The sequence below is a fragment of the Xenorhabdus sp. PR6a genome (assembly GCF_028599065.1).
GTDB classification, from domain to species: domain Bacteria; phylum Pseudomonadota; class Gammaproteobacteria; order Enterobacterales; family Enterobacteriaceae; genus Xenorhabdus; species Xenorhabdus doucetiae.
Window position 1 is genome coordinate 1 of record NZ_JAQRFJ010000112.1, and the last position, 4,186, is coordinate 4,186.

At 47.5% G+C, this 4,186-nt stretch carries 7 protein-coding genes; 1 reads left to right on the forward strand and 6 read right to left on the reverse strand.

The annotated features are described in order from the left end of the window. The 3 genes from PSI15_RS17165 to PSI15_RS17175 all read right to left on the reverse strand — a co-directional run. The coding region (locus tag PSI15_RS17165) for a terminase large subunit (RefSeq protein WP_273584582.1) at positions 1 to 1,047 on the reverse strand (1,047 nt) is incomplete at its 3' end. After that, positions 1,044 to 1,538 (reverse strand): phage terminase small subunit P27 family, encoded by a 495-nt coding sequence (locus PSI15_RS17170; protein ID WP_273584583.1) that lies wholly within the window; start codon positions 1,536 to 1,538, stop codon positions 1,044 to 1,046. The genes PSI15_RS17165 and PSI15_RS17170, both read right to left, overlap by 4 nt. Before the next feature lie 203 nt (positions 1,539 to 1,741). Continuing rightward, positions 1,742 to 2,092 carry an HNH endonuclease gene (locus tag PSI15_RS17175; protein WP_273584584.1) on the reverse strand — a complete coding sequence of 117 codons (351 nt, stop codon included), beginning with the start codon at positions 2,090 to 2,092 and terminating at the stop codon, positions 1,742 to 1,744. Positions 2,093 to 2,328: 236 nt separating this feature from the next. Here PSI15_RS17175 and PSI15_RS17180 point away from each other — a divergent pair, with 236 nt between their 5' ends. Further along, positions 2,329 to 2,739: a hypothetical protein gene (locus tag PSI15_RS17180; protein ID WP_273584585.1), complete on the forward strand. Its 411-nt coding sequence runs from the start codon at positions 2,329 to 2,331 to the stop codon at positions 2,737 to 2,739. 143 nt (positions 2,740 to 2,882) lie between these two features. On the opposite strand, the gene PSI15_RS17185 is transcribed toward PSI15_RS17180, so the two are convergent. Genes PSI15_RS17185 through PSI15_RS17195 form a run of 3 tightly spaced genes read right to left on the reverse strand, consistent with a single transcriptional unit; the run spans position 2,883 to position 4,085 of the window. Next, positions 2,883 to 3,332, reverse strand: coding sequence for a lysis protein (locus PSI15_RS17185; RefSeq protein WP_273584586.1), 450 nt, complete (start codon positions 3,330 to 3,332; stop codon positions 2,883 to 2,885). After that, complete coding sequence (locus tag PSI15_RS17190) at positions 3,329 to 3,763, reverse strand: lysozyme (RefSeq protein WP_273584587.1); 435 nt, start codon at positions 3,761 to 3,763, stop codon at positions 3,329 to 3,331. Before PSI15_RS17190 ends, PSI15_RS17185 begins: the two co-directional genes overlap by 4 nt. Next, positions 3,750 to 4,085, reverse strand: coding sequence for a phage holin, lambda family (locus PSI15_RS17195; RefSeq protein ID WP_273584588.1), 336 nt, complete (start codon positions 4,083 to 4,085; stop codon positions 3,750 to 3,752). The genes PSI15_RS17190 and PSI15_RS17195 overlap by 14 nt, the downstream gene beginning before the upstream one ends. Positions 4,086 to 4,186 lie beyond the last annotated feature (101 nt).

Genomic DNA, 4,186 nt, shown 5'->3' on the forward strand with positions numbered 1-4,186 from the left:
GTCCTCGCACTGTTTCCAGCTCACCATATTGAAGTAAGCCTCACGGGCAGAAACCCAGATATTCAGGTGCTTGGTCTTAAAGACGCTGGCTAATCGCGGGTTGTTCAGGGCGCGCTGTTGCTGACTGAGCAAAAAGTCCGCATAGACTGACACGCCCATATTGGGATTGGCCTTGCGGAGTACGTCCGGGGAAGTCCAGTCATCCCCCTCGTCCACCGTGTAGATCACCCCGAACAGCTCATCGTTGGGTACATTGCCGGACAGCATTTCAATCACTTCACGGCGCTTGTCATAACAGGGACCTTCAATGTTGTAACCTGCCGTGGTGATCCCCCACATCAGGGGCTGACGCCGCGCTCCCATCCCGGTGAGCATGGTGGTATACAGATCGTCGGTATCGTGTTCATGGTACTCATCGACAATCGCGCAACTGGGGGACTGCCCGTCGCCGGGGTTGCCAATCAGCGGTTCAAACCTTGCCCCGTCTGCCGGGCGGTTCAGGTTGGAGGCATTCACTTCTATGCCGAACGCCTCAACCAGCATCGGGGTACGCTTGCACATCAGCCGGGCAGGCCGGAACACTTCCCATGCCTGCTTCTCCGTGGTCGCACCGGAGTAGACCTCCGCCCCGAACTCGTCATCACAGGTAAAGCAATAGAGCGCCACCCCCGCCGAGATGGCAGACTTGCCATTTTTACGGGGGATCTCTGTGTAGACTTCACGAAAGCGGCGTAACCGGCTGCCTTTATGCACCCAGCCAAATACCGAGCAGACGATAAACAACTGCCACGGCTCCAGTGTGATCGGCATCCTCTTAAAGGCCCATTCGCCCTTGGTGTGGGGCAGTAGCTGAATGAATTTGGCAGCACGTTCGGCCAGGTCCTTGTCAAAGCGGTACTTGAAAGCTTTACCCTTCTCTTTCGCTAAATCATCCAGATGGCGCTGACAAGCCTCTTTGACAGAACGCCCGGTCTCAATCTTGCCGCGCACCACATCCCGGGCATATTGATTAGCCGCATTGACATTCAGATAGGATTTACGGCTCATGATGAAATCATCCTCATAAACGGGTTGTCCGTTTTGGCCTTGCCTGCCGCCCCGATCAGGCGCTGACGGCTGCTCGGATCTAAGCCCAGCATCGCGCCCGTTCTGTCCATATCAGACTCCTGCTCTTTTTTGGCTGTTAAATCTGGATTTTTTACCGGTCCGCCCGTCGCGCCAATCAGTCGGGTGCCGTCGCGTTTTATATCAACAACCAACTGCCGCCAAAACTGATACGCCACACACCAGCGCTCAAGAACCGCCAAATCGGTAATGCATAAAATTCCCTGACCACAAAGCTCTTTCGTGGTCAGTTCCCACATCACCACCGCCAATGACATCCCGTTTTCGGCAAACCAATCCGGGGGTGATACACCGGACAGTGGCGTAAAGCTCGGTTCATCCCGATTCAACTTGCGCTTGCCGGGATTGCCTGCCAGTGCTTTTCGTGCCGTCGGCTTGGGGCGACGGCCTGACTTGCCCGCCGTGCCGGCCATATTCAGAACCTCCTGTATTCAGAAAGACAGTGAAAGGCGAGGAAATATCACCCGATTTAAAGTTCATTTTTCGCGGGGATAAAAATTGTCCCTAAGCGACGGTCCCCTGAGGCGAGAGTGGCAGGGATTTGACTCGCCCCTCCCGTTGCGTGACTATACATATGAGGAATGATTACTTTTGGAAATTAATATTCACTCAACCTTTATCGTAATCGCTCCGTGGCTGTCTTTTGTCTATGGCAGGCTTCACACAATAGCTGTAGATTGCTTAACGCATTGGTGCCACCACGGGCTTTGGGTTGTATATGATCAACAGTGATACCCGTAACGACTCTCCCCTGAAGTAAGCAGTGCTGGCACAGATGCTTATCCCGTTGTTTGACACGAACTTTTAACTTATCCCATTGGCTGCCATAGCCGCGAGCATGTCGGCTCTTGCCTTGTTGGTGAGATTGCCAGCCCGTGTGTTGGTGGTCAGTACAATAGCCTGAGCGACCAGTGGTGGTCTTAGGGCATCCTGACTTGCGGCAGGCACGGGGGACACGAGGTGGCATGTTCTACCTCCATATAGCAAAAAAATACCCAAAGGTGGACTCAAAACATAAATCAAGCCAGGTGATTTTCACAATAGTTGCAAATGGGTATATGACTTATTGAAATCGTTGTCAAAATAAAGAAACCATCACAATTACTTTAATTTCATTAAGTGATTTATTTCAAATTTCAGTTAGTTAAAAATTGGTAAATTTATATTTCCAGTCATAAATAAGTTCATAATTAAGGAGCCGGTATGAGTTTTAAATCAACTTTTGAAAAAATTGATAATTCGTTAAAAAAAACACCTCAACATGCAGATAGTTTTAGTGTGTTAATGTCTAAACTTGCAAGTTATTCAGTAGTGAATGGCTTGATTTATTTTTTTGTCGCAAGAGCTTTTTGCAAATACCCCCAATATGAATCATTCATAGGTCATTTAATGGGATTTTTTGTCGCTATTTTATTCGCAATATTTTTATTGGATGCATTTCTGAATCATCTGCCATTAAAAGCAGTAATTGATAAAAATGGCTCTATCGTTAAAAGGTTCTTCCTATATTTCATTTGCTTTGGCGGCGGTGGATTACTTAGTTGGGCATATGTAGCGGGAATTTACTATCCATTATTCAGTCTTCCCTCAGAAGCATTGATATGCAAGCCATAAGAAACATTAATTGCTATCTTTCTTATTCCTGCTACCACAGAAATGATGGCATAGGTTATTGCTGATACTGTCACTACTAATGCAAAACTGCCACACCTGAGGTAAGAATGGCAGTTTTAAGGTACTGCCGATTACTCAGAAGGCTACTGACACTGTGTTTTGATATACCCCTGCAACCCCAGGATCATTTGTTCTGAGGTGGCAATTCGTTCTCTGAGTAGCCAATAATTTCGGATAGCGGTGTCTGTAGGTCGGGCGGTGACTGCATCATCCATGCCGGAACTGGCAATGGTTTTAGACATGGGACACTTGGCTTTGATGTACACCCGCTCAGGATGAGCATGAGCAGCATCCCGCAGCTTATTGATTTCAATCTGGTCATCGGCGATTTTCTGAGTGTGTTTGACATCCAGTTCATGCAGCATTTCAATGTGCGTGTTCTGGTAGTTGATGGTGTCGGTTAGTTGCTGGATTTCGGTTTTCTGGTCGCTATTGATGCCGAGCTGTTTCTTATATCCTGATCGGTATAGAAATGCTGAGGCTGAAGCAATAATTAGCGCAATAACCGTGCCATTGGTGAAATTGAGCTTCATGATAAAAACATCTGGCGTTCAGATGCCCTGCGATTATCCAGCCCACGCATGAATTTACCTGCCGCTTTATTCCAGCGGAAAAACTCTGCCGCTGCGCCGGAGTAATCACCTTGATTAAGCCTCTTCAATAACGTGGAACTGGAAAAGTGGCCACTGCCACAATTGAATATAAACGAGCACAAGGAATCGAACTGGCCTTGATTCAAAGGAACTTTAACCCATTGCCTTAATGTGGTGTAAATAGGTTGGAGATCATCAAGCAAAAATGCCTCAGCTTGCTGTTCTGTAATCACATCATCTTTTTTAACCCCTTTGGTATGGCCATAACCAATTGTCCATGGAATACCACCGGTTGCGGGATCGGGGTAGGCTTTCAGTATCAAACCTTCATACAGTTTGATGCACTCGAGGCCTTTATCACTGATTTCCATCAGAAGATGCTCCCGTTTTTTTCTCTGCTGCCTTACGCAGCAATTGACCAATAAAGTCTGTACCTAAATAGCCAATCATCACACTGCCGATATAGGCTAAATCAGGATTCAGACCAAGCAGATTTAGTACATCACGAATAAACCAGGCGAACATGGCACACATAAAGGCATCGGTTGACACCTTTATCCAACCACCACCGTTATAGCGACCACGAAGGAAGGCCATTGTCCCGGCGAGAACTGCCCCGATGCCTTGTTCTTTTACCGATATAAGCCAGTTACCGAGATGTGCCAAAATATCAGAATTTTCTTTCATTTTCATATTTCCACCCCATCATAACAATGGGTGTCTGTGGGGTGAGTGATGTCAACCCCTGTGAGTTGTTGTTAATGGGATGCTGGCTGCAATGCGTGTATACGGAT

Bases quoted from the DNA above. Each gene is read 5' to 3' on its own strand.
- PSI15_RS17175 (WP_273584584.1), bottom strand. From the start codon at position 2,092: ATGCCACCTCGTGTCCCCCGTGCCTGCCGCAAGTCAGGATGCCCTAAG.
- PSI15_RS17190 (WP_273584587.1), bottom strand. From the start codon at position 3,763: ATGGAAATCAGTGATAAAGGCCTCGAGTGCATCAAACTGTATGAAGGT.
- PSI15_RS17180 (WP_273584585.1), top strand. From the start codon at position 2,329: ATGAGTTTTAAATCAACTTTTGAAAAAATTGATAATTCGTTAAAAAAA.
- PSI15_RS17185 (WP_273584586.1), bottom strand. From the start codon at position 3,332: ATGAAGCTCAATTTCACCAATGGCACGGTTATTGCGCTAATTATTGCT.
- PSI15_RS17195 (WP_273584588.1), bottom strand. From the start codon at position 4,085: ATGAAAATGAAAGAAAATTCTGATATTTTGGCACATCTCGGTAACTGG.
- PSI15_RS17170 (WP_273584583.1), bottom strand. From the start codon at position 1,538: ATGGCCGGCACGGCGGGCAAGTCAGGCCGTCGCCCCAAGCCGACGGCA.